Source organism: Streptomyces sp. GQ60, from assembly GCF_059758875.1.
This window is the reverse complement of the sequence record NZ_JCAXEG010000019.1, coordinates 70170-92391: the sequence shown is the minus strand read 5'-3', so window position 1 is coordinate 92391 and position 22222 is coordinate 70170. Positions and strand designations below refer to the sequence as shown.

Sequence of the window (22222 nt, the reverse complement as noted above, 5' to 3'; positions counted from 1 at the left end):
CACCGCCATGGCCCGTACGTCACTGATGCACGCACTCCGCCAGCTCGCCGCCGAACACGCCGCAGCCCGGCAGCTGGGGCTGCCCGTCGCCGAGGTCCGCGGCTCCACCCGCCGCCAGCTCCTGGGACGCGCCGCCGCGCTCGGCCTCGGCACCGCCGTCGCCTCGGCGGCGGCAGCCCCGGCGCTCGCCCGCGCCGCGGAATCCGCCCCCGACAAGCAGCCCGTCACCCCCGCCCGCGTCGCCGTCGTCGGCGCGGGCATAGCGGGACTGACCGCGGCCCTCACCCTCAAGGACGCGGGCGTCGCCTGCACCGTCTACGAGGCCAACCCGAGCCGCGTCGGCGGCCGGATGTGGACCCAGCGCTCCCTGTGGGCCTACGGGCAGACCTCCGAGATCGGCGGCGAGCTGATCGACACCAGCCACAAGAAGATCCTCGAACTGTGCCGCCGCTTCAACCTCCCCACCGAGGACTTCCTCGGCGGCGGTCCCAACGGGGCGGAGGAGATCCTCTGGTTCAACGGCACGTACTACCCGCGCGAACACGCCGACGAGGACTTCAACGCCGTCTACCAGGCACTGCGCCGCGACCTCCAGGAGGCCGGCGAGGTCTCCTGGAACTCCTCGACCCCCGCGGGCACCGCCCTCGACAACATGACGATCCACCAGTGGATCGAGACCCGGATCCCCGGCGGGCACGGCTCACAGCTCGGCCGCTTCATCGACGTGGCGTACAACGTCGAGTACGGGGCCGAGACCGACCAGCAGTCCGCCCTCGCGCTGGTCCTGCTGATGGGCTACCAGCCCAACCCGGGCAACTTCAACGTCTGGGGCCTGTCCAACGAGCGCTACCACATCACCGGCGGCAACGACCAGCTGCCGAACGCCATCGCCCAGGCCCTGCCCGCCGGCTCGATCGTCATGGGCCGCGAGCTGGTCGCCGTACGCGTCTCCGCCGACGGTACCCAGACGCTGACCTTCAACGACGCGGGCACCACCCGGACGGTCGTCGCCGACCACACCATCCTGTGCCTGCCGCTGCCGGTCCTCCAGCGGATCGACATCACCGGCGCCGGCTTCGACCCGCTGATGACGAACCTGCTGCGCGACGCCCGCATGGGCTACTGCACCAAGCTCAACATGCAGTTCACCAGCCGCCCCTGGCGCGGCACCGGCCCCTGGCCGGGGGTTTCCGCCGGGGACTGTTTCACCGACAGCGAGGTCCAGCAGACCTGGGACACCACCAAGGTCCAGCCGGGCAACGGCGGCATCCTGCTCCAGTACGGCGGCGGCAGCCTGGCCGGCGCGATCACCCCGGCGACCCCTTTCGCCACCGACTCGGACCCCTACGTGCGCGCCCTCGCGGGCCGGATGCTCACCGGGATCGACGCCTTCTTCCCCGGCACCAAGGCGGCCTGGAACGGGAAGGCGCAGGTGTCGGCCTGGCACCGCAATCCGTACGCGCTCGGGGCGTACTCGTACTGGCCGACCGGTTACCTGCACAGGTACGCCAAGTACGAGGGCACCGCGCAGGGCCGGATCCACATCGGCGGAGAGCACTGCAGCTACGACTTCCAGGGGTTCATGGAAGGCGGGGCGACCGAGGGGGAGCGGGCGGCGAAGGAGGTCGTCACCGCCCTCACGTAGGTCTCAGGCGGGCTTGATGTTGTGGTTGAAGCGGAAGACGTTGTCCGGGTCGTACTCCCGCTTCAACCGGCCCAGCCGCCGCATGTTCTCGGGTCCGAGGCCGGCCGCGACCCGGTCTCCGCCCTCGTCCCCGGTGAAGTTGAGGTAGACCGCGCCCGTGCTCCACGGCTGGACGTCGGCGCGGACGTCCCTGACCCACTGGCGGCCGCGTTCGTCGTCGGCCGGATCCTCCCAGGCACCGAACGGGTGGACCGCCCAGGGCGCGTCGCGGAACGACACCGGGTAGTCGGCCGGCCCCTCGGCGATCGCGCCGCCCTGGGGCCACACCACGTGCTGCGTGCCGCTCGGCACCGGCATGGAGTCGGCGCGGGCGCAGAACACGTCCACGAACGCGTCGGGCACCCCGGTCAGGTACTCCGCCGACCAGTAGTTCCGCATGCCCGGCGGATCGTCGAGCATGCACTGGAGGTCGGGGTAGGGCAGGACCGTCACCAGCTCCGCCTCGTGCGGGATCGCCAGCAGCGGCGCGGCCAGCCGGCGCAGCTCCTCCACGGGACCCGCGTACGTGATCAGCGCGCCCGCCAGCAGCCGGCCGACCAGGTGCGGCGGGACGAACTCCTCGGGCGGGCCCGTCATGTAGATGGCGCCGCCGCCGGCCTCGCGCGGCCCGCCCTCCATGACGTCCCGGTACGTACGGACCATCTCGGGCCCGTGCTCCGGCAGGTACAGCAGGAACGCGAGGGACATGACCGGCAGTTCGTGCAGCCGCAGGGTCAGCGAGGTCGCGATGCCGAAGTTCCCGCCGCCGCCGTGCAGCCCCCAGAACAGCTCCGGGTGGTCCTCCGCGGTCGCCGTCACCATCTCCCCGTCGGCCGTGACCAGGTCCACGGCGAGCAGGTTGTCCACCGCCAGGCCGAACACGCGGTCCAGCCACCCGGTGCCGCCGCCCAGGACGAAGCCGCCGACCCCGGTGGTGGAAACGCGGCCGCCGGTGGTCGCCAGCCCGTACCGCTCACAGGCCCGGTCCAGGTGGCTCATCGTGGCGCCGCCCTCGACGCGGACGGCCGAGGCCCCGGGATGGACCGTCACCGCCTGCATCCGGCGCAGGTCCACGACCACACCGCCGTCGTTGAGGGACATCCCGGCCACGCTGTGGCCGCCGCCGCGCACCGCTACCGGCAGGTCGAGCCGGCGTGCGAACCGCACGGCCGTGACCACGTCCACCGGGCTCTCGCACTGCGCGATGACGGCCGGCCGGCGGTCGATCATCCCGTTGTAGACGGTGCGGGCCCCGTCGTACCCCGGATCGTCCGGAACGAGGACGGCGCCGGACAGATCCTCGCGGAGCTCGGCAAGCGCCGTGCCCGCCTTCGAGAGGGGAGCCATGGCTACCCCCTTCCGGGAGAGGCGGAAGGCATGCGACCCCTCCAGGGTAGTCAGCCCCCGTACGCCCCGCTCGCGGTGAGCCGCAGCGCCGTGTCGATCAGGGGGACGTGGCTGAAGGCCTGGGGGAAGTTGCCCACCTGGCGCTGGAGCTTCGGGTCCCACTCCTCCGCCAGCAGCCCCAGGTCGTTGCGGAGCGACAGCAGCTTCTCGAAGAGGCGGCGGGCCTCGTCGACCCGGCCGATCATCGCCAGGTCGTCCGCCATCCAGAACGAGCAGGCCAGGAAGGCCCCCTCGTCGCCCTCCAGCCCGTCGACGCCCGCCTCCTCACCCGCCGTCGGGTAGCGCAGGATGAAACCGTCGGTGGTCGACAGCTCGCGCTGGATCGCCTCGATCGTGCCGATCACCCGCTTGTCGTCCGGCGGCAGGAAGCCCATCTGCGGGATCAGCAGGAGGGACGCGTCCAGCTCCTTGGACCCGTAGGACTGCGTGAAGGTGTTCCGTTCCTTGTCGTAGCCCTTCTCGCAGACGTCCTGGTGGATCTCGTCGCGCAGCTCCCGCCACCGGTCCAGCGGTCCGTCCGCGTCCCCGCTCTCGATCAGCTTGATCGTGCGGTCAACGGCCACCCACGCCATCACCTTCGAGTGCACGAAGTGCCGCCGCGGGCCGCGCACCTCCCAGATGCCCTCGTCGGGCTGGTCCCAGTGGGTCTCCAGGTAGCGGATCAGCTTGAGCTGGAGCAGCGAGGCGTAGTCGTTGCGCGCCAGGCCGGTCATGTGGCCCAGGTGCAGGGCCTCGGTGACCTCCCCGTACACGTCGAGCTGGAGCTGGCCGGCGGCGCCGTTGCCGACCCGGACCGGCCGGGAGTTCTCGTAACCCGGCAGCCAGTCCAGCTCGGTCTCGCCGAGCTCCCGCTCGCCCGCGATCCCGTACATGATCTGCAGGTTCTCCGGGTCGCCGGCCACCGCCCGCAGCAGCCACTCGCGCCAGGCGCGGGCCTCCTCGCGGTAGCCGGTGCGCAGCAGCGAGGACAGGGTGATGGCGGCGTCGCGCAGCCAGGTGTACCGGTAGTCCCAGTTGCGGACCCCGCCGATCTCCTCGGGCAGGGAGGTGGTGGGCGCGGCGACGATCCCGCCCGTGGGGGCGTACGTGAGCGCCTTGAGGGTGATCAGGGAGCGGACCACCGCTTCCCGGTAGGGGCCGTGGTACGTGCACTGCTCGACCCAGTCGCGCCAGAACTCGGTGGTCGCCGCGAGGGCCTCCTCGGCCTCGGGCGGCTGCGGCGGCTCCTTGTGCGAGGGCTGCCAGCTGATGCAGAAGGCCATCCGGTCGCCCGGCCCGACGGTGAAGTCGGAGTACGTGGTCAGGTCCTTGCCGTACGTCTGCGCCTCGGTGTCCAGCCAGACCGAGTCCGGGCCGGCGACGGCCACCGTGCGGTCGTCGACCCGGTGCACCCAGGGCACCACCCGGCCGTAGCTGAAGCGCATGCGCAGCGCGGAGCGCATCGGGACCCGCCCGCTGATGCCCTCCACGATGCGGATGAGCTGCGGTGCGTGGTCCTCGCGGGGCGGCATGAAGTCGATCACGCGGACCGTGCCGCGCGGGGTGTCCCACTCCGACTCCAGGACCAGCGAGTCACCGCGGTAGCGGCGCCGGGTGGCACGCGGGGCCTCGGTACCGGCCGGGAACGCCGGGCCGATCCGCCAGAACCCGTGTTCCTCGGTGCCGAGAATGCTCGCGAAGACGGCATGGGAATCGAAGCGTGGCAGGCACAGCCAGTCCACCGCCCCGTCCCGGCAGACCAATGCCGCTGTCTGCATGTCGCCGATCAGTGCGTAATCCTCGATGCGCCCGGGCACGTTGCATCTCCAGTCGAACAGCCACGTCCGCCCCGAAGGGCGCTTGCATTGCGCGATGCCGCGGATTCTCCGGTGATGTGGATGTCCGCGTCCAGCCCATGATTCCGGAACCGGACGGGTTACGCCGTTCGCGGGGCCGCTCGGCGGGGATGTGATCGAGATCCGAGCAGGACAAGACGGCACCCTAGTGATCCCCGTCAGCTTGGGGACAATGAGGTTCGGCCGAACGGGTGAGCGGCGGCGATACGGCCGCGACGGGCCCCGTGGACGCCCCGGCGGATGCCCGGCGGATGCCTCCGCCGCGTGGCCGGAGGCGGACCGGCCCGGGCGCTGATAGGCTGGTATCCCGTGGACCGGTGGTCTGCCTGTGCGAATCAGGAGCCCCGAAACCGCAGCTTCGGCGCCCCCTGAGACCCCTTCGGTTCGATGGTGGCCGGCGCCGGACGCACCTCACTTCGCGACCACGGGAGCCCCCTCTTGGCGACGCCGCCCGCTGCTTTTCGAAACAGCACAGCCATGACGACCAAGCACATCTTCGTCACCGGGGGTGTCGCGTCCTCCCTCGGCAAGGGCCTGACGGCCTCCAGCCTGGGTGCGCTGCTGAAGGCGCGCGGTCTTCGGGTCACGATGCAGAAGCTCGACCCGTACCTGAACGTCGACCCCGGCACGATGAACCCGTTCCAGCACGGCGAGGTGTTCGTCACCAACGACGGCGCCGAGACCGACCTGGACATCGGTCACTACGAGCGCTTCCTCGACGTCGACCTCGACGGCTCGGCCAACGTCACCACCGGCCAGGTCTACTCGCAGGTCATCGCCAAGGAGCGGCGCGGCGAGTACCTCGGTGACACCGTGCAGGTCATCCCGCACATCACCAACGAGATCAAGCACCGCATCCGGCGCATGGCGACCGACGACGTCGACGTCGTCATCACCGAGGTCGGCGGCACCGTCGGCGACATCGAGTCGCTGCCGTTCCTGGAGACCGTCCGCCAGGTCCGCCACGAGGTCGGCCGCGACAACGTCTTCGTCGTGCACATCTCGCTGCTGCCCTACATCGGCCCCTCCGGCGAGCTCAAGACCAAGCCGACCCAGCACTCGGTGGCGGCGCTGCGCAACATCGGCATCCAGCCCGACGCGATCGTGCTGCGCGCCGACCGTGAGGTCCCGACCTCCATCAAGCGCAAGATCTCGCTGATGTGCGACGTCGACGAGGAGGCCGTGGTCGCCGCGATCGACGCCAAGTCGATCTACGACATCCCCAAGGTGCTGCACACCGAGGGCCTGGACGCGTACGTCGTGCGCAAGCTCGACCTGCCGTTCCGCGACGTCAACTGGACCGTCTGGGAGGACCTGCTGGACCGGGTCCACAACCCCGACCACGAGGTCAAGGTCGCGCTCGTCGGCAAGTACATCGACCTGCCGGACGCCTACCTGTCGGTGACCGAGGCGCTGCGCGCCGGCGGCTTCGCCAACAAGGCCCGCGTCGAGATCAAGTGGGTCACCTCCGACGACTGCAAGACCCCGGCCGGTGCCGCGGCGGTGCTCGGCGACGTGGACGCGATCTGCGTGCCCGGCGGCTTCGGCGACCGCGGTGTCAACGGCAAGGTCGGCGCGATCACCTACGCCCGCGAGAACAAGGTCCCGCTGCTCGGCCTGTGCCTGGGCCTGCAGTGCGTGGTCATCGAGGCCGCGCGCAACCTGGCGGGCATCGAGGACGCGAACTCCACCGAGTTCGACGCCTCCACCCCGAACCCGGTGATCTCCACGATGGAGGAGCAGCTCGCCTTCGTCGAGGGCGCGGGCGACCTGGGCGGCACCATGCGCCTGGGCATGTACCCGGCGAAGCTCGCCGAGGGCTCCATCGTGCGCGAGGTCTACGGAGACCAGGCGTACGTGGACGAGCGCCACCGCCACCGCTACGAGGTCAACAACGCCTACCGCGGTGAGCTGGAGAAGAAGGCCGGTCTGGTCTTCTCCGGCACCTCCCCGGACAACAAGCTCGTCGAGTACGTCGAGTACCCGCGCGAGGTCCACCCCTACCTGGTGGCCACCCAGGCCCACCCGGAGCTGCGCTCGCGCCCGACGCGCCCGCACCCGCTGTTCGCGGGTCTGGTCAAGGCGGCCGTGGAGCGGCAGCAGGCCGCGAAGTAGTCGACGGGGCACGACCGCATAACGTAGGCAGCCGGGGTACGGAGATCCGTACCCCGGCTGTCGCGCGTTGTGGAGGGCTTCGGGCATGGAGATCAAGGACACGTCGGAATCCTGGGAGACGCTGTCGACCCAGCGGCCGTTCCAGGGCGCGAAGACGGCGGTGGCCTCCGACGAGGTGCGGATGCCGGACGGGTCCCTGGCCCGCCGCGACTACCAGGTGCACCCCGGGTCGGTGTGCGTGCTCGCCCTGGACGACGCGGGGCGGGTGCTGGTGCTGAGCCAGTACCGCCACCCGGTGCGGCGGCGGCTGTGGGAGCTCCCGGCCGGCCTGCTCGACGTCGTGGGGGAGAACCCGCTGCACGGGGCGCAGCGCGAGCTGCAGGAGGAGGCGCACGTCAAGGCCGAGGACTGGCGGGTGCTGGCCGACTTCTACGCGTCCCCCGGCGGCTCGGACGAGGCCACCCGGATCTTCCTCGCGCGGGGCGTCCGCGAGGCGGACGGCGAACGCTACGCGGAGTCCGGCTCGGAGGAGGCGGACATGGAGCTGGCCTGGGTGGCGCTGCCCGAGCTGGTACGGGGCGTCCTGGCGGGCGAGCTGGGCAACCCGGGGCTCGTGACGGGAGCCCTGGCCCTGGCGGCGGCCCTCGCCACCGACCCGTCTCTGGCTTCCCTTCGGCCGGCGGACGCGCCCTGGCCGGCTCGGCCGTACGAGGCGTAGCCCTGCGGGGAACGGTCCTCGGGGCCCTGCGCCTCAAACGCCGGCGGGGCTGGGGTTGGCCTGGTGGGGGCTTGGCTGCGGGTGGGGCCGGTGCCGGGGGCGGGGTGTCGGCCTGGACTGCATGATTTAGGCGCCCTGTGCCTTGCGTTCGACAGGGCGCGGGCTTCTTCTGCGCCACAAATCACGCTTTACGTCCCGGCCGACACCCCACCCCGCCCCCGTCCCCGGCCCGCCGCCTCCAGCCCCGCCGGCGCTTTTCCAGCAGTCCGGCGTCTGAGGGCCGGGTCAGGGCTGGCCCTGGGAACGGTGGAAGGGCGGGTAGGGGACTTCGCCCCGCAGGGCAGCCCGGCCGCCGACGGGCGGAGTCCGTCCAGAAGGAGAAAATGTGCCCATCCGCTGATCCGATCGGGCGATTTGTCCGCCGCGCTCCACCCTGTCCGTCGCTCTGCGTGAACTACGCTCGCAATCCGAAGGCAGCGAGAGGAGCGGATCCGTGACGGATTTCGTCGGGCGGCGGCGTGAGCTCAAGGAGCTCCGCGAGGACATCGCGCGAACCGGGCTCGACACCCTCTCCGGCCGCAAGGCCAAGTCACCACGGGCGCGGGTGCTCCTCGTCGCCGGACGCCCGGGCTCCGGCCGGACCGCTCTCGCCGAAGCGCTGGTGCGCGAGATCGCCGACGACTATCCCGACGGGGTGCTGAAGGTCCGCCTCACGGCCCCCACCGGCGAGAGCGTGGCCACCGAGCGTGCCGTCCGCACCCTCCTGGAGGGGCTCGGGCAGCCCACCCCGCCCGGCGCCGCCGAGGACGATCTGAGTTCCGCCCTGCGCACGGCCCTGGTCGGCCGCCGCATGGTCCTCCTCGTCGACGACGCCTCCGATCCGCACCAGGTCGACGCCCTGCTGCCGGACACCCCCGAGTGCCTGGTCGTCGTCACCGCGGAGGGCCCCCTGACCGGGATTCCGGATGTCCGCCCCTGCACCCTCGGCGGCCTAGACACCCCCTCGGCCGTCCGCATGCTCGTCCAGCGCATCGGCGACATCCGCGTCGCCAACGACCCGCGCGCGGCCGAAGCCCTGGCAGAGGAGTGCGGCGGCCAGCCCGCCGCGCTCGCCCTGGCGGGCGGCTGGCTCGCGGCGCGCCCCAAGGCTTCCGTGGCGGACGTGGGCAAGCAGCTGCACGACATGCCCGCCGGTGTCGGCGGTCCGCTCGCCAAGGCCTTCAGGCTCGTCTACGAATCCCTCCCGCAGCCCGCCCAGCGGACCCTGCGGCTGCTTCCGCTTGCCCCTGCGGGCCTCGTCGACTCGCACGTCGCCTCCGCCCTGGCCGGCTGCTCGGTGGCCGCCGCGCAGTCGACCCTGGAGGACTTCACCGCGCTGGGCCTGCTGAGGCCGGCCCACGACGGGCTGTACGTGCTGCCCGGTTGCCTCGCGCCGCTGCTCCAGGCCCTGCTGGAAGCCAAGGAGCGGCCCGCCGAGGTCCAGCTCGCGCGGGCCCGGATGCTGGAGCGCACCGTACGGCTGTTGCTCTCGTGCCGGGCCATGGCGGAGCCGGATGCGGACGGGCACGACGGACTCGGCGGCGCCGTCGGCTTGCCGGAGAAGCTCGACGGGGTGCCGCGCGCGCTGCGCTTCGCCGACCGGCGGGCGGCGAAGACCTGGCTGGACAGCCGGCTGCCCGCGCTGCTGGCCGCCGCCTCGCTGGCCGTGGCCGACGGGGAGCTGGACACCCTGGCGCGCAGGTTCGTGGCGGCCCTCGCGCGGGCCCTGACCGAGCACCGGGGCACCGCCGGGGCCGCGCCCGAGCTGTACGGGCTGCACCGGCTGGTGCTGGACGTGGCCGAGCGGCGCGATCTGCACCGGGAACAGGCCGCCGCGCTGCTGAACCTGGCCGATCTGGACGCCGAGACCGGCCGTACCCGGGAGGCGCTGGACCGGTACCGGGCCGCGCTGGACGCGGGAAAGGCGGCGAAGGACCCGTACGCGTCGGGCCGCGCGATGGAATCCGTAGGCGGTGCGCACCAGGAGCTGGGCGACTGGCACCGGGCCTCCGACTGGTTCGGCCGGGCCCTGTCCCACGCCCTCGCGCGGGGGGAGCGCGCGGACGAGGCGCGGCTGTACGGGCGGCTGGGGAACGTGCACACGTACGCGGGCCGGTACGGGGACGCGCTGCGGAGCTGGCGGGCGGCCTCGGCCGGCTACCGGAAGCTGGCCGATGTCCCGGGCCAGGCAAAGGCGTTGAGCGAGATGGCGCGGATCCAGGAGTACGCGGGGCGGCCCGAGGAGTCGCTGCACACCTGCCGGGAGGCGGTGGAGCTCGCGCGGAAGGCGGGGGACCTGCGGCTTCAGGCCGCGCTGCAGGTGCGGCTGGCCGACACGCTCGACCGGCTCGGGGATCCCGCTGCCGCCAGGCTGCACAGGTCCGCGGCCGACAGATTGCTGGGGGACGACCCGGCGGCCTGCGAAATCCGTAGTGGTTCCGACTGAGATTATTACTTTGCAAGGCTAGACAGCGGCTCGTCCTTCATTAGACTGGGTTCACCAGGCCATCCCCTGGGGCATCCCGTTGCGTGTTCTTGTAAACGGGTTTGTATGGAAGTACCCCGAAACATCCCCTGAGCCAAGGACCGTGAGCCACGATGAAGGTCGGCATCCCCCGCGAGGTCAAGAACAACGAGTTCCGGGTCGCCATCACGCCCGCCGGCGTGCATGAGCTGGTCCGTAACGGCCACCAGGTCTTCATCGAGCAGAACGCCGGTGTGGGCTCCTCGATCACGGACGCGGAGTACGTGTCCGCCGGTGCCGAGATCCTGGGCACCGCCGACGAGGTCTGGGCGACCGCGGACCTGCTGCTGAAGGTCAAGGAGCCCATCGCGGAGGAGTACCACCGCCTCCGCAAGGACCAGACCCTCTTCACCTACCTGCACCTCGCGGCCTCCCGCGAGTGCACGGACGCCCTGCTGGAGTCCGGCACCACCGCCATCGCCTACGAGACGGTCGAGCAGGCCAACCGCGCCCTGCCGCTGCTCGCCCCGATGTCCGAGGTCGCGGGCCGTCTGGCCCCGCAGGTCGGCGCCTACCACCTGATGCGCTCGGTCGGCGGCCGCGGCGTGCTCCCCGGCGGCGTCCCCGGCACCCACGCCGGCGAGTGCGTGGTCATCGGCGGCGGCGTCTCCGGCTGGAACGCCGTGCAGATCGCCGTCGGCATGGGCTTCCACGTGACCCTGCTGGACCGCGACATCAACAAGCTCCGCGAGGCCGACAAGATCTTCGGCACGAAGATCAAGACGATCGTCTCCAACGCCTACGAGCTGGAGAAGGCCGTCATCGAGGCCGACCTCGTCATCGGCGCGGTGCTGATCCCGGGTGCGAAGGCCCCGAAGCTGGTCACCAACGAGCTCGTCGCCAAGATGAAGCCCGGAAGTGTCCTTGTCGACATTGCGATCGACCAGGGCGGCTGCTTCGAGGACTCCCGTCCGACCACCCACGCCGAGCCGACCTTCCAGGTCCACAACTCGGTCTTCTACTGCGTCGCCAACATGCCGGGCGCGGTGCCGAACACCTCCACGTACGCGCTGACCAACGCCACGCTGCCCTACATCGTGCAGCTCGCGAACCTCGGCTGGGTCGAGGCGCTGCGTCGTGACCCGGCGCTCGCGCTGGGCCTCAACACCCATGACGGCCAGGTCGTTTACGGTCCGGTCGCCGACGCGCACGGCCTCGAGACCCTCGAGCTGAGCACGCTGCTCGGCTGAGTCGTCAACGACTGACGTCAATCTCACGTATCCGGCCGGACCTTGCTCGCGAGGTCCGGCCGGAGGCGTTCCCAGGGCCGTCCGCGGGGCCGCTCAACTCGCCTCGAACGTAACCCTTTAACCCTTTCGCACACCCGCGAAACTTCCCGGCGACAGCTCGTACGCCCTTGACAGAGTGGTGTTCGGTTGCCGACACATCGCGGTGGGTCCGGCGGATTGTGTTGCCGCTGAGTGGTGACACGCCATAGAGTCGCCAACCGTCGGCATGGTCCACGCTGACCTATCGATAAGTGTCCTGGTCACGTCCGAGGAGGTAAGACGACTTGTGAATGAGTCGACATTTGCTCCTGGAGGTGGTCGAGCAGGAGGGCCTGCGCGGGGCCAGGGTCCTGCCGGAATCGAAGCCGTGGGATCCGTAGCGGTCCGCACCTTCGCAAACCACCAGCACATGACGACGCCCCAAAAGAGCATGGACGGCCTAGACGTGAACTCCAGGGCCGGCGACCTGAGCGGCGACAAGCCCGTGGGTTTCGCCGACTACGAACAGGTGCCCGAGGGGCATTTCTACGACCCCGACGCGGAGTACGAGCCCGACCCCGAGTACGCGGCCACTCTCGCTCCCGACGCTGCCCGCCAGCGCCGTGAGCGGATCGGCCCGACCGGACGACCGCTGCCGTACTTCCCGATCCCGGGTCCGCTGACCGACCACGGTCCGGCGACGATCATCGCGATGTGCAACCAGAAGGGCGGCGTGGGCAAGACCACGTCGACCATCAACCTGGGTGCGGCGCTCGCGGAGTACGGGCGCCGGGTGCTGCTCGTCGACTTCGACCCGCAGGGGGCGCTGTCGGTGGGCCTCGGGGTCAACCCGATGGAACTCGACCTGACGGTCTACAACCTGCTCATGGAGCGGGGCATGTCGGCCGACGAGGTGCTGCTCAAGACGGCGGTCCCCAACATGGACCTGCTGCCGAGCAACATCGACCTGTCCGCCGCCGAAGTGCAGTTGGTCAGCGAGGTCGCCCGCGAGTCGACGCTGCAGCGGGCCCTGAAGCCCCTGCTGCCCGACTACGACTACATCGTGATCGACTGTCAGCCCTCGCTCGGTCTGCTGACCGTGAACGCCCTGACGGCGGCTCACAAGGTCATCGTGCCGCTGGAGTGCGAGTTCTTCGCGCTGCGCGGTGTGGCGCTGCTGACCGAGACCATCGAGAAGGTGCAGGAGCGGCTCAACCCGGAGCTGGAGCTCGACGGCATCCTCGCCACGATGTACGACTCCCGTACGGTGCACAGCCGCGAGGTGCTGGCGCGCGTCGTCGAGGCCTTCGACGACCACGTCTACCACACGGTCATCGGCCGGACGGTGCGGTTCCCGGAGACCACGGTCGCCGGCGAGCCGATCACCACGTACGCCTCCAACTCCGTCGGCGCCGCCGCCTATCGCCAGCTGGCCAGGGAGGTGCTCGCCCGGTGTCCCGCCGAGTGAGTCTGCCCGGAGCCGACGAACTGTTCCGTACGACCGGGGGGATGGCGCTGACCTCCTCCTCGCCGAACTCGGCGCGGGGCGTGGAGCACGCGGCTTCGGCCGCGGAGGGCACGGCGGGAGAGGGCCGCAGCCGGGAGGCTGAGGCCGGTACGGAGCCGGGCGTCGGCCAGCAGCGTCGGCCGCAGGAAGGTTCCGGTAACGCCGTCCCCGCCCCCACCCCCGGTCGGGGCAAGGGGCAGGGCCGGGGCGCGAACCGGCGGCCCAGCGGGCGCGAGCGGCACGACGAGAAGATCACGGTCTACGTCTCCGCGGAGGAGCTCATGGACCTGGAGCACGCGCGGCTGGTGCTGCGCGGGGAGCACGGCCTCGCCGTCGACCGCGGCCGGATCGTCCGCGAGGCCGTCGCGGTGGTCCTGGCGGACCTGGAGTCCCGCGGCGACGCGAGCATCCTGGTCCGCCGCCTCAGGGGTCGCTGACCCCTCCGGGGCGGTTCCGCCGGCGCCTGTCGTCCGGCCGGTTCCGCCGGCGTCCGGGAGCTGTCCGGAGGGTTCCGCCGGCCGCGGGCCACCGTCCCGGTTCCGCCGGTGTCCGGTTCCGGGCCCCGGCGCGCGGGTCCCCGATCCTCTGGGGCGGCGGCGCATGGGAGTCTTGGGCCTGGCCCCCGGGCCCCGGCCCGACCGGCCGCTCCCTCCGTACCACCCTGGATCGCGATGCCCCCACCCGCCGAACCCGGCCTCCCGCCCCGCCGCTCGCTGGGCCGCGGCACGGGTGCCTCCGTGCCGGCGGAGGAGGAGGAGTTCCCCGATCCCGCCCCTTCTCGAAGCCGGGGGGAGACCCCCGGACCCCCTGCCGCGCCCGTACCGGCCCCAGAGGCCCCTGGCGGGGCCGAGGGGCCCGTAGCGGCCCGGCAGGGGCCCGGCGGCGTCCAGGAGGCGGTAGCGGCTCAGCCGGCGCCTCAGGGCCCCGGTGGGGCGCAGGGGGCCGCTACCCCGGAAAGCCCCGGCAGTGCCGAGGGCGCGGGCGACGGGCGGTTCACCGTGCGGCTCGTGAACTTCGAAGGGCCCTTCGACCTCCTGCTGCAGTTGATCTCCCGGCACAAGCTCGACGTCACCGAGGTCGCGCTGTCGGAGGTCACCAACGAGTTCATGGCGCACATCCGTGCGATGGGCCCCGACTGGGACCTCGACCAGACGACCGAGTTCCTCGTCGTCGCCGCCACCCTGCTCGACCTGAAGGCGGCCCGGCTGCTGCCCGTCGCCGAGGTCGAGGACGAGGCGGACCTCGCCCTGCTGGAGGCGCGGGACCTGCTGTTCGCGCGGCTGCTGCAGTACCGGGCGTACAAACGGATCGCCGAGATCTTCCAGGAGCGGGCCGACACCGAGGCCAGGCGCTACCCGCGCACCGTCGGGCTGGAGCCGCACCTCGCGGAACTGCTCCCCGAGGTGGTCATCGGCATCGGCGGCGAAGGGCTGGCGCGGCTCGCGGTCAAGGCGATGCAGCCCCGGGCGAAGCCCCAGGTGTACGTGGACCACATCCACGCACCGCTCGTGAGCGTCCGGGAGCAGGCCGGCCTGGTCGTGGCGCTGCTCAAGGCGCGCGGCGAGGCCACCTTCCAGGAGCTCACGGAGGACGCCGCCGACACCCTGACCGTCGTGGCGCGCTTCCTGGCCCTCCTGGAGCTCTACCGGGAGAAGGCGGTGGTCCTGGACCAAGAGGAGGCCCTGAAGACGCTCACGGTGCGCTGGAGCGGCGGGGACGGGGACGGCATGCCGACGGTGACGGACGAGTTCGATCGGATCGTGGAGGTCAAGGAATGAGCGCGGAGCCGACGACGGTCGCCGGGCTGGCGCTGAAGCCGGCCCTGGAGGCCGTCCTCATGGTCGTGGACGAGCCGGCGACCGAGGCGCACCTGGCCAAGGTGCTGGAGCGGAGCCCCCGCGAGGTCGCGGAGGCGCTGCGCGAGCTGGTGGACGAGTACGAGGTCCAGGGCCGCGGATTCGAATTGCGGCTCGTCGCCGGGGGCTGGAGGTTCTACAGCCGGGCGGACTACGCCCCGGCGGTGGAGGCCTTCGTCCTGGACGGCCAGCAGGCCCGTCTCACCCAGGCGGCGCTGGAGACGATGGCCGTCGTCGCGTACCGCCAGCCGGTCAGCCGGTCGCGGGTCTCGGCGGTGCGCGGAGTCAACTGCGACGGGGTCATGCGCACCCTCCTCCAGCGGGGTCTGGTGGAGGAGGCGGGGACGGAACCCGAAACAGGTGCGATCCTGTACAGGACGACGAACTACTTTCTGGAGCGGATGGGCCTGCGCGGCCTGGACGAGCTCCCGGAGCTCGCGCCCTTCCTCCCCGAGGCGGACGCGATCGAAGCCGAGACGCAAGAGGGTGTTCCGTCGTTCGATCCGGACTCTCCGGATACCGATGAAGACGACAAGACGACGGAACTTTGATGCGAAGCAGCGGCAACGGCAACGGTGGCGGCAACAGGAACAGCGGCGGCGGTGGCGGCGGGCGTGGTAGCTCCCCCCGCGGCGGCTCCTCCAGCGGCGGCGGTGGTGGCTACCGCGGTGGCGGCTCCGGCGGCGGCAGCGGCTCGGGCGGTGGCTCCCGCGGCGGCAGCTCCTCCGGTGGCGGTTACCAGGGCGGCGGCTCCCGCGGCGGCTCCTCGGGCGGCGGCTACCAGGGTGGCGGCAGCTCGGGCGGCGGCTCCCGTGGTGGCTCCTCCGGCGGCGGCTACCAGGGTGGCGGCAGCTCGGGCGGTGGCTCCCGCGGCGGCAGCTCCTCCGGTGGTGGTTACCAGGGCGGCGGCTCCTCGGGTGGCGGCTACCAGGGTGGCGGTTCCCGTGGCGGCTCCTCCGGTGGCGGTTACCAGGGCGGTGGCTCCCGCGGCGGCTCCTCGGGCGGCGGCTACCAGGGTGGCGGCTCCTCGGGCGGTTACCAGGGTGGCGGCTCCTCCGGCGGCTACCAGGGCGGCGGCTCCGACCGCGACCGCGAGCAGGCCCCCCGCATCCGCAACCCCCGCCCCGAGGAGCGTCGCTACGACGTGGGCCCCGAGGGCGAGCGCAACGGCCGCGGCGGTGCCAAGGCCGGCGGCGGCGGTGCCCGCGGCGCGGCCGACGGAAACCGCGGTGGCGGTGCGCGCGGCGCAGCGGCCCGCGGTGGCGCCAAGGGCGGCCCGAAGGTCTCCCGCACCCCGGGCATCGGCGGCGCCGGCGGCCCGCGCATCGGCCCCGGCAGCCGCAGCGGCCAGTCCAAGCCGCGCGAGCTGGAGGCGCGGATCGAGGAGCGCGTGCGCGACCGGTACGCCGACAAGCCCGTGATCAAGACCCCGAAGACCTTCCCGGGTGCCGAGGAGGAGGGTGAGCGTCTGCAGAAGGTGCTCGCCCGGGCCGGCATGGGTTCGCGCCGTGCGTGCGAGGAGCTCATCGAGCAGGCGCGCGTCGAGGTCAACGGCGAGATCGTCCTGGAGCAGGGCAAGCGCGTGAAGCCCTCGGACGAGATCAAGGTGGACGGCCTGACCGTCGCCACCCAGTCGCACCTGTTCTTCGCGCTGAACAAGCCGGCCGGCGTCGTCTCCACCATGGAGGACCCGGACGGCCGCCAGTGCCTCGGCGACTACGTCACCAACCGTGAGACGCGTCTCTTCCACGTCGGCCGGCTCGACACCGAGACCGAGGGCATCATCCTGCTCACCAACCACGGTGAGCTGGCCCACCGCCTCACGCACCCGAAGTACGGCGTGAAGAAGACCTACGTCGCCGCCATCACCGGCCCGCTGCCGCGCGACATCGGCAAGCGCCTCAAGGACGGCATCGAGCTGGAGGACGGGTACGCCCGCGCCGACCACTTCCGCGTCGTCGACCAGCTCGGCAAGAACTACCTGGTCGAGGTGACCCTCCACGAGGGCCGCAAGCACATCGTCCGCCGCATGCTGGCGGAGGCCGGCTTCCCGGTCGAGAAGCTCGTGCGGACCTCCTTCGGCCCGATCGAGCTCGGCGACCAGAAGTCCGGCTGGCTGCGCCGCCTGACCAACACCGAGGTCGGCATGCTCATGCGCGAGGTCGGTCTGTAGGACCTCGGCCCCCTCGGGGCCTCCGGAACCCGCGGTGCCTTCGGGCGCCGCGGGTTTTTTGGTTGTGCCCACCCCCGGACCCTGTTTATAGTCAACCTGACTATAAAGAGAGAGAGGGGGGGCGTCATGGGATGGCAGACGAGCTGGACCGAGATCCTCGGGTTCGCGACGGGGGCCGTGTGCGTCTGGCTGGTCGCCCGGCAGCACATCGCCAACTGGCCGATCGGCATCGCCAACAACGTCTTCTTCATCGTGCTGTTCGCCCAGGCCGGCCTCTACGCCGACGCCGGCCTGCAGATCGTCTTCATCGCCCTCGCCGCGTACGGCTGGTGGTCCTGGACCCACGGGGGTGGACCTGGCACCACCACGGCCCTGCCGGTGCGCCGGACCAGGGCCGCCGAATGGGCCGTGCTGGCCGCGGCGGGGGCGGTGGGGGTGCTCGGCCTGACGCTCCTGCTGAGCCGGGCCACCGACTCCACCGTCCCGTTCTGGGACGCGCTGACGACGGGGCTCTCGCTCATGGCCACGTACGGCCAGTGCCGCAAGCTCGTCGAGTCCTGGTGGCTGTGGATCGCCGCCGACCTCGTGTACATCCCGCTGTACGCCCACAAGGGGCTGTACCTGACCGCCCTGCTCTACGTCGGCTTCCTCGCCCTGTGCGTGGTGGGACTGCTCGGCTGGCGCCGGGCGCTCCCGGTGGAAGGCGCCCGCGCGGTACGGCGGGTGACGGCATGAGGCGCTACGCCCACGGCCTCGTCCTCGGCAAGTTCTACCCGCCGCACGCCGGCCACCACCACCTGGTGCGCACCGCGCAGGACCAGTGCGAGCGGCTGACCGTTCTGGTCTGCGCGGCCTCGGTGGAGTCCGTACCGCTCGCCGACCGGGTCGCCTGGATGCGCGAGGCGCACCCGGGTGCCGAGGTGGTCGGCGCGGTCGACGACATCCCGGTCGACCTCCACGACCCGGCCGTCTGGGAGGCCCACATGGCGATCTTCCGGGCCGCGGTGGGCCGACCGGTCGACGCCGTCTTCACCTCGGAGGCCTACGGGACCGAACTCGCGCGGCGGTTCGGGGCCGAGGAGGTCTGCGTGGACCGGGACCGCACCCTGTTCCCGGTGTCCGGCACGGCCGTACGGGCCGACCCCGTCGGGAACTGGGAGTTCCTGGGACCCGCCGTACGGGCCGCCCTGACCCGGCGGATCGTCGTACTCGGCGCCGAGTCCACCGGAACCACCACGCTGTCGCGGGCCCTGGCCGAGCACTGGCGCGGGCGCGGCGGGGTGTGGGCGAAGACGGGCTGGGTCGCGGAGTACGGCCGGCGGTACAGCGAGGAGCGGCTGGCGGCGGCGCGCGCGGCGGACCCGGCGGCGACCTGGGCCGAGGTGGTCTTCACCTCGGCGGAGTTCCCGGTGATCGCGCGGCGCCAGGACGCGGAGGAGGAGCGGGCGGCCCGGCTGGGATCGCCGGTGCTCTTCTGCGATACGGACTCCTTCGCCACCGGGATCTGGCACGAGCGGTACACCGGCGCGCGCAGTGCGGAGGTCGAGCGGATCGCCGCCGGGACGCGGCGGGACCTGTACCTGCTCACCGACCACGCGGACGTGCCCTTCGAGGACGACGGGCTGCGCGACGGAGCGGAGCTCCGGCCGTGGATGACCGGGCGGTTCCTGGAGGAGCTGGAGCGGACCGGGAAGCGCTTCCTGGTGGTCCGCGGGGACCGCGAGGCACGGCTGGCCGCGGCGGTGGCGGCCGTCGACGGACTCCTGGCGGAGGCCTGGCAGTTCGCGGATCCGCTGCCGGAGCGGGTGGCTGAACGGACGGGGAGCGGAGCTGATGAGTGACATCGGACCTGGACCTGGACCCGGACCTGGACCCGGATCTGGACCTGATCCCGGACCTGGACCCCGAGCCGGGCACGGGTACGACCCGCAGGCCTTCGCACCCTTCGCGGTGACGGTCGACCTCGCCGTCTTCACCGTGCGCGGCGGCACCCTGCACGTGCTGCTGATCCGGCGCGGGCAGGAACCGTACGCGGGGGCCTGGGCGCTGCCCGGCGGCTTCCTGCTGCCCAGGGAGTCCGCGGAGACGGCGGCCCGGCGCGAACTGGCCGAGGAGACCGGGCTGTCGGCGGAAGTGATCGCGGCCCTCCACCTGGACCAGTTGCGCACCTACAGCGAACCGGACCGGGACCCCCGCATGCGGGTGGTCTCGGTGGCTTTCACCGCCCTCGTCCCCGATCTGCCGGAACCGGCGGCCGGCGGCGGCGGAGACGCGGACCGCGCCCGCTGGGTGCCGGTGGGGGAGGCCTGCGCGCCGGCCTTCGGACTGGCCTTCGACCACGCGGAGATCCTCGCGGACGCCCGTTCCCGCGTGGGCTCGAAGCTGGAGTACAGCTGCCTGGCCACCGCCTTCTGCCCGCCCGAGTTCACCCTCGGCGAGCTCCAGGCCGTCTACGAGACCGTCTGGGACACCGCCCTGGACCGCCCCAACTTCCGCCGCAAGGTCCTGGCCACCCCCGGCTTCGTCGAAGCCGTGCCGGGAGCCGCCCGGCTCACCGGCGGCCGCGGCAAACCGGCCGCGCTCTACCGTCCCGGCCCCGCCAACACCCTGCACCCGCCCCTGCTGCGCCCCTCGGAAGGACACACACGATGACGACGACGAAGACGAAGCGGGCCGCCACGGGCGCCCTGATCGGCCTGGCCCTGGGAGACGCCCTCGGCTTCCCGACGGAGTTCAACGACGTCCCCGGGATCCTGGCGAAGACCGGCCCGTGGCGGCAGATGGACCTGCCCCGGCCGGCGATCGTGACGGACGACACCCAGATGACGCTGGCCCTCGCCCGGGGCATGCGGACCGCCGGGGAACAGGGCCGGGTGGACCCGCCGCGGCTGGCGCGGCCGGTCCGGGAGGAGTTCGTCGACTGGTACCACTCCCCGGAGAACAACCGGGCCCCGGGCAACACCTGCCTGAAGGCCTGCAGCCTCCTGAACCTGCCCGAGCGGGACTGGCGCGACGCCAGCCAGCTCGGCTCCAAGGGCTGCGGAGCGAACATGCGGGTGGCTCCCGTAGGGCTGGTGCCGGGCTGGACGGAGGAGGAGCGGGCCGGCGCGGCCCAGCTCCAGTCGGCCCTCACCCACGGCCACCCGACGGCACTGGCCGCCTCCGACCTCACGGCGCGGGCGGTGTTCCTGCTGGCACAGGGCACGGAGGTGACCGGTCTGGTCGGGCAACTGCGCTCGTACGCCCTGGAGAACCGCACCCGCTACCACGAGCGCTGGCTCGGCGACCTCTGGACGCGGACGGCCAGCGACCCCTCGGCCGCATCCTTCATGGCGCGCGGCTGGGACGAGTGCCTGGCGGTCCTGGACCGCCTCACGGCCGCCCTGCGCACCCCGTCCCCGGAAACCGACCCCTGCCTCACGACGGGCGACGGCTGGATCGCCGAAGAGGCCCTGGCCACCGCCCTCCAGTGCTTCCTGCTCTTCCCGGAGGAACCCCTCCTGGCCCTGCGCCGCGCGGCCTGCACGCGGGGCGACTCCGACTCCATCGCCTGCCTGGCCGGCGCCTTCGCGGGCGCCCACCTCGGCGCCGACGCCTGGCCCCGCGAGTGGGAGGGCCGCATCGAGTACCGCGCCGAACTCCTCTCCTTCGGCGCCCTCTGGGACGCGTGAGGTGCTCGACGTGATGAACGCCATGGATACAGACCTGACCGCCGTCGTCGCGGAGCAGCCGCACCCACTGCTCTTCGCGACGGTCTCGGGCGCCCACCTGTACGGATTCCCCTCCAAGGACTCCGACGTCGACCTGCGCGGAGCGCACCTGCTTCCGGCGGCGGAGCTGCTCTCGCTCCGCGACCCCGAGGAGACGCGCAGCCGGATGTGGTTCCGGGACGGCACCGAGATGGACCTGGTCACCCACGACCTGCGCAAGTTCGTCCGGCTGATGCTGAACCGCAACGGCTACGTCCTGGAGCAGCTGCTGTCCCCGCTGGTGGTGCACACGACTGCGGCCCACGAGGAACTGGTGTCACTGGCCCCGGGGGTCCTGACCTCCCACCATGCGCACCACTACCGGGGCTTCGCGAACACGCAGTGGCGGCTCTTCGGGAAGTCGGCGGAACTGAAGCCGCTGCTCTACGCGTTCCGGGCGCTGCTCACCGGTATCCACCTCATGCGCTCGGCGCGGGTGCAGGCGCACCTGCCCACGCTGCTCGACGAGGTTCCCGAGGCGCCCGGCCATCTGGCCGGGCTGATCGAGGCCAAGGCCGAAGCGGAGCACGGGGCGGCAGTCGGGGTCGATGCGGCCCGGGTGGAAGCGGACTTCGAGGCGCTGCGGGGTGTGCTGGAGACGGCGCGGGGGGCCACGCGGCTGCCGGAGCGCGCGGACGCGTTCGACGCGCTCGACGAGTTCGTCGTACGGCGGCGGGTGCGCTAGGCCGTCGCCGACGCCCGGCGGGTGCGCAGGAGGAAGTCCTCTACTCGGAGGAGGTCCGGGTTCTCGGGGAGGGGGGTCTTCGCGAGGGCGGCTTCGGTCTCCTCCGTCAGGAGGGTCATCCAGGCGTCGACCTCCTCCCAGGTGAGCTCGCCGCGGCGGACCGCGAGGAGGCGGTCGCGGTAGGGGGTCGCGTCGATCACCAGGCGGCCCGTGCGCAGCAGGTCGCGGCAGGACAGGAGCAGGCGCAGCAGGTGCATGGCGTGCTTCCAGCGCGGGGAGCCGTGGTTGCGGAGGTCACCGAGGAGTTTGCCGCGCTGGGCGACGGCGTACCGGCTGAAGGTGGTGTGGGCCCGGCGGGAGAGGAACGCCTCGCGGAGCGAGAGCAGTTCGTCGCCGACCGGGGTGAGGTCCTCCACCAGGGGGGAGTGGAGGACCTCCAGGATGTTCGGGTTGGCGCGCAGCGCGAGTTCGCAGAAGCGCTCCAGCTCCCACGAGAACTCCTCGTCCCGCGGCCCGTCCACGTGTGTCGGCGGCTTCTCGAAGCGCCAGAACAGCGGCGTCGGGGCGAGGTAGACACCGCGCCGGTCGGTGTCGCTCGCCTCCGTCGCCAGGCCGAACGCCCTCGAACCGATCACGCACGAGTACACCGTGTGGTCCCTGACCAGGGTGAGTTCGATCGGCTCGGGGGCGGGCGTGTCCTCGTTCATCCCGCGAGGCTAGTG

The 22222-nt window shown here is 72.1% G+C and carries 18 protein-coding genes; 15 read left to right on the top strand and 3 right to left on the bottom strand.

Features of this window, described 5'->3' with window-relative positions; translation table 11 throughout:
* Positions 1-7 precede the first annotated feature (7 nt).
* Complete coding sequence (locus tag AC6CKD_RS32345; protein ID WP_498332367.1) at positions 8-1645, top strand: flavin monoamine oxidase family protein; 1638 nt, start codon at positions 8-10, stop codon at positions 1643-1645.
* Between the two features lie 3 nt (positions 1646-1648).
* Here the strand turns inward: AC6CKD_RS32345 and AC6CKD_RS32340 are convergent, their stop codons facing one another.
* Positions 1649-3031 carry an FAD-binding protein gene (locus tag AC6CKD_RS32340; RefSeq protein ID WP_498332366.1) on the bottom strand — a complete coding sequence of 461 codons (1383 nt, stop codon included), beginning with the start codon at positions 3029-3031 and terminating at the stop codon, positions 1649-1651.
* Between the two features lie 50 nt (positions 3032-3081).
* A complete protein-coding gene (locus tag AC6CKD_RS32335; protein ID WP_498332365.1) occupies positions 3082-4887 on the bottom strand; it encodes a glycoside hydrolase family 15 protein in 1806 nt (601 codons plus the stop codon).
* A 516-nt stretch (positions 4888-5403) separates the two neighbouring features.
* On the opposite strand from AC6CKD_RS32335, the gene pyrG reads away from it, so the two are divergent.
* From pyrG to AC6CKD_RS32265, 14 genes are all read left to right on the top strand, one after another.
* Entirely contained in the window at positions 5404-7041 is a 1638-nt protein-coding gene (pyrG, locus tag AC6CKD_RS32330) for a CTP synthase (protein WP_498332364.1), read from the top strand.
* An 85-nt stretch (positions 7042-7126) separates the two neighbouring features.
* Positions 7127-7759, top strand: a complete 633-nt coding sequence (locus AC6CKD_RS32325; RefSeq protein ID WP_498332363.1) for an NUDIX domain-containing protein — start codon at positions 7127-7129, stop codon at positions 7757-7759.
* Between the two features lie 493 nt (positions 7760-8252).
* Positions 8253-10244, top strand: a complete 1992-nt coding sequence (locus AC6CKD_RS32320) for an AAA family ATPase (RefSeq protein ID WP_498332362.1) — start codon at positions 8253-8255, stop codon at positions 10242-10244.
* A 152-nt stretch (positions 10245-10396) separates the two neighbouring features.
* A complete protein-coding gene (gene ald / locus AC6CKD_RS32315; RefSeq protein WP_498332361.1) occupies positions 10397-11512 on the top strand; it encodes an alanine dehydrogenase in 1116 nt (371 codons plus the stop codon).
* Positions 11513-11960: 448 nt separating this feature from the next.
* Complete coding sequence (locus AC6CKD_RS32310; protein ID WP_266958946.1) at positions 11961-12998, top strand: ParA family protein; 1038 nt, start codon at positions 11961-11963, stop codon at positions 12996-12998.
* Positions 12983-13474, top strand: a complete 492-nt coding sequence (locus tag AC6CKD_RS32305) for a hypothetical protein (protein ID WP_478690125.1) — start codon at positions 12983-12985, stop codon at positions 13472-13474. The genes AC6CKD_RS32310 and AC6CKD_RS32305 overlap by 16 nt, the downstream gene beginning before the upstream one ends.
* Before the next feature lie 234 nt (positions 13475-13708).
* A complete protein-coding gene (locus tag AC6CKD_RS32300) occupies positions 13709-14815 on the top strand; it encodes a segregation and condensation protein A (protein ID WP_498332360.1) in 1107 nt (368 codons plus the stop codon).
* Entirely contained in the window at positions 14812-15444 is a 633-nt protein-coding gene (scpB, locus tag AC6CKD_RS32295; RefSeq protein ID WP_478690127.1) for an SMC-Scp complex subunit ScpB, read from the top strand. Before AC6CKD_RS32300 ends, scpB begins: the two co-directional genes overlap by 4 nt.
* Positions 15444-17066 carry a pseudouridine synthase gene (locus AC6CKD_RS32290; RefSeq protein WP_498332359.1) on the top strand — a complete coding sequence of 541 codons (1623 nt, stop codon included), beginning with the start codon at positions 15444-15446 and terminating at the stop codon, positions 17064-17066. The genes scpB and AC6CKD_RS32290 overlap by 1 nt, the downstream gene beginning before the upstream one ends.
* Positions 17067-17192: 126 nt before the next feature.
* Positions 17193-17801 carry a nicotinamide riboside transporter PnuC gene (pnuC, locus tag AC6CKD_RS32285; RefSeq protein WP_498332358.1) on the top strand — a complete coding sequence of 203 codons (609 nt, stop codon included), beginning with the start codon at positions 17193-17195 and terminating at the stop codon, positions 17799-17801.
* Positions 17798-18907, top strand: coding sequence for an AAA family ATPase (locus AC6CKD_RS32280; RefSeq protein WP_498332357.1), 1110 nt, complete (start codon positions 17798-17800; stop codon positions 18905-18907). Before pnuC ends, AC6CKD_RS32280 begins: the two co-directional genes overlap by 4 nt.
* 109 nt (positions 18908-19016) lie before the next feature.
* A complete protein-coding gene (locus AC6CKD_RS32275; RefSeq protein WP_498332356.1) occupies positions 19017-19718 on the top strand; it encodes an NUDIX hydrolase in 702 nt (233 codons plus the stop codon).
* Positions 19715-20737 (top strand): ADP-ribosylglycohydrolase family protein, encoded by a 1023-nt coding sequence (locus AC6CKD_RS32270; protein ID WP_498332355.1) that lies wholly within the window; start codon positions 19715-19717, stop codon positions 20735-20737. The genes AC6CKD_RS32275 and AC6CKD_RS32270 overlap by 4 nt, the downstream gene beginning before the upstream one ends.
* A gap of 13 nt (positions 20738-20750) precedes the next feature.
* A complete protein-coding gene (locus AC6CKD_RS32265) occupies positions 20751-21500 on the top strand; it encodes a nucleotidyltransferase domain-containing protein (RefSeq protein WP_498332354.1) in 750 nt (249 codons plus the stop codon).
* On the opposite strand, the gene AC6CKD_RS32260 is transcribed toward AC6CKD_RS32265, so the two are convergent.
* A complete protein-coding gene (locus tag AC6CKD_RS32260) occupies positions 21497-22207 on the bottom strand; it encodes a nucleotidyltransferase domain-containing protein (RefSeq protein WP_498332352.1) in 711 nt (236 codons plus the stop codon). The two genes, AC6CKD_RS32265 and AC6CKD_RS32260, sit on opposite strands and share 4 nt — an antisense overlap.
* Positions 22208-22222 lie beyond the last annotated feature (15 nt).

Excerpts from the sequence above, each read along its gene's own strand:
- AC6CKD_RS32345 (WP_498332367.1), top strand. The coding sequence starts at position 8 with ATGGCCCGTACGTCACTGATGCACGCACTCCGCCAGCTCGCCGCCGAA.
- AC6CKD_RS32340 (WP_498332366.1), bottom strand. The coding sequence starts at position 3,031 with ATGGCTCCCCTCTCGAAGGCGGGCACGGCGCTTGCCGAGCTCCGCGAG.
- pyrG (WP_498332364.1), top strand. The coding sequence starts at position 5,404 with ATGACGACCAAGCACATCTTCGTCACCGGGGGTGTCGCGTCCTCCCTC.
- AC6CKD_RS32325 (WP_498332363.1), top strand. The coding sequence starts at position 7,127 with ATGGAGATCAAGGACACGTCGGAATCCTGGGAGACGCTGTCGACCCAG.
- ald (WP_498332361.1), top strand. The coding sequence starts at position 10,397 with ATGAAGGTCGGCATCCCCCGCGAGGTCAAGAACAACGAGTTCCGGGTC.
- AC6CKD_RS32310 (WP_266958946.1), top strand. The coding sequence starts at position 11,961 with ATGACGACGCCCCAAAAGAGCATGGACGGCCTAGACGTGAACTCCAGG.
- AC6CKD_RS32300 (WP_498332360.1), top strand. The coding sequence starts at position 13,709 with ATGCCCCCACCCGCCGAACCCGGCCTCCCGCCCCGCCGCTCGCTGGGC.
- scpB (WP_478690127.1), top strand. The coding sequence starts at position 14,812 with ATGAGCGCGGAGCCGACGACGGTCGCCGGGCTGGCGCTGAAGCCGGCC.
- AC6CKD_RS32290 (WP_498332359.1), top strand. The coding sequence starts at position 15,444 with ATGCGAAGCAGCGGCAACGGCAACGGTGGCGGCAACAGGAACAGCGGC.
- pnuC (WP_498332358.1), top strand. The coding sequence starts at position 17,193 with ATGGGATGGCAGACGAGCTGGACCGAGATCCTCGGGTTCGCGACGGGG.
- AC6CKD_RS32280 (WP_498332357.1), top strand. The coding sequence starts at position 17,798 with ATGAGGCGCTACGCCCACGGCCTCGTCCTCGGCAAGTTCTACCCGCCG.
- AC6CKD_RS32270 (WP_498332355.1), top strand. The coding sequence starts at position 19,715 with ATGACGACGACGAAGACGAAGCGGGCCGCCACGGGCGCCCTGATCGGC.
- AC6CKD_RS32265 (WP_498332354.1), top strand. The coding sequence starts at position 20,751 with ATGAACGCCATGGATACAGACCTGACCGCCGTCGTCGCGGAGCAGCCG.
- AC6CKD_RS32260 (WP_498332352.1), bottom strand. The coding sequence starts at position 22,207 with ATGAACGAGGACACGCCCGCCCCCGAGCCGATCGAACTCACCCTGGTC.